Source organism: Echinicola sediminis (assembly GCF_054777495.1).
Genome location: NZ_BAAHAP010000237.1, coordinates 1 through 991 on the forward strand (window position 1 = coordinate 1; position 991 = coordinate 991).

Genomic DNA, 991 nt, shown 5'->3' on the forward strand with positions numbered 1-991 from the left:
GGACTTTTATCCTTCCCGAAAGTGGCCTGCGATAAATTCAGGACTGAAGGGGGGCGCTTTTGAAATAGTGGATAGGATTTCATAAAGAGTCTTGCCCCGAATAAGGTGAGAGAAAGTTCTGTTCAGACGAAAGGAAGAACCAGTCGGTAGGGCTCCGGAAGGAAGAGACTTTTAGGCTGAAGATGGGTGGGGCAGAACGCAATGGGGGAGCTGCCGAAAAAACCTGAAGATGGTGCTCCACTGGAAACCGGCCATGTACAAAGCCAAAAGGGTTTTTATGAGGATGTCTGGATCCGGTCTAAATCGATAGGTAATGCCAGGCTCGTTATGAAAATTAGATCGGTACAACCGTGAAAACCAGAACGGGAACGCCCGGCCTCTAACATCACCTTGGATACAGCGGGAGTACCAAGTAAATATAAAAATCAGTATTTTTAAGAAGTTTGGGGAAAGTAGGAAGCGGGGAGCTCCGAACGTCCGCCGCCTCCAAGCTGAAGACCGTTAGCTGTAATGTAAAAATGAGAGATTGAGATATTTTCTATTAACAATTTTGATAATGAACATTTTTAACCTTTTCGGACAAAATCAACCGAAAGAAGACCCCTATTGGGAATTTGACCAATCGAAACATTTTCGCCCAAAATTAAATACAGGGGAATTTTTCAAATTCACAGGATTTGACTTTGGATGGTACGTTCTTGAACCAATTTCTGAATATATCCAAGACAGAAAAGGTGAGTTAAAAAAGGGAAACACATTATCCTATGGACAGAAAGCACTTTATTATTGGTGGTATGTAGATGCCCAAGTTACCAATGGTGGTTTTACACAATTCTATTATAATGACTACGGAAAGTATGTACCTACGTATCCCCCTTACGAACTGCGTATTTTAAGATAAAACCCAAGTCCCCATTTTTGTAAAAAAGATAGGATATGGACAATTTGACCGAAACCATGACCTCCTTGGTTTGCGAGTTCGAACAGAGTG

General features: G+C 42.0%; 1 protein-coding gene. It reads left to right on the forward strand.

Annotated elements, in window-relative coordinates; all coding sequences use genetic code 11:
- The first annotated feature begins 556 nt into the window (after positions 1-556).
- Positions 557-901 carry a DMP19 family protein gene (locus ACYVAA_RS22950; protein ID WP_460546427.1) on the forward strand — a complete coding sequence of 115 codons (345 nt, stop codon included), beginning with the start codon at positions 557-559 and terminating at the stop codon, positions 899-901.
- Positions 902-991 lie beyond the last annotated feature (90 nt).

Excerpts from the sequence above, each read along its gene's own strand:
- ACYVAA_RS22950 (WP_460546427.1), top strand. The coding sequence starts at position 557 with ATGAACATTTTTAACCTTTTCGGACAAAATCAACCGAAAGAAGACCCC.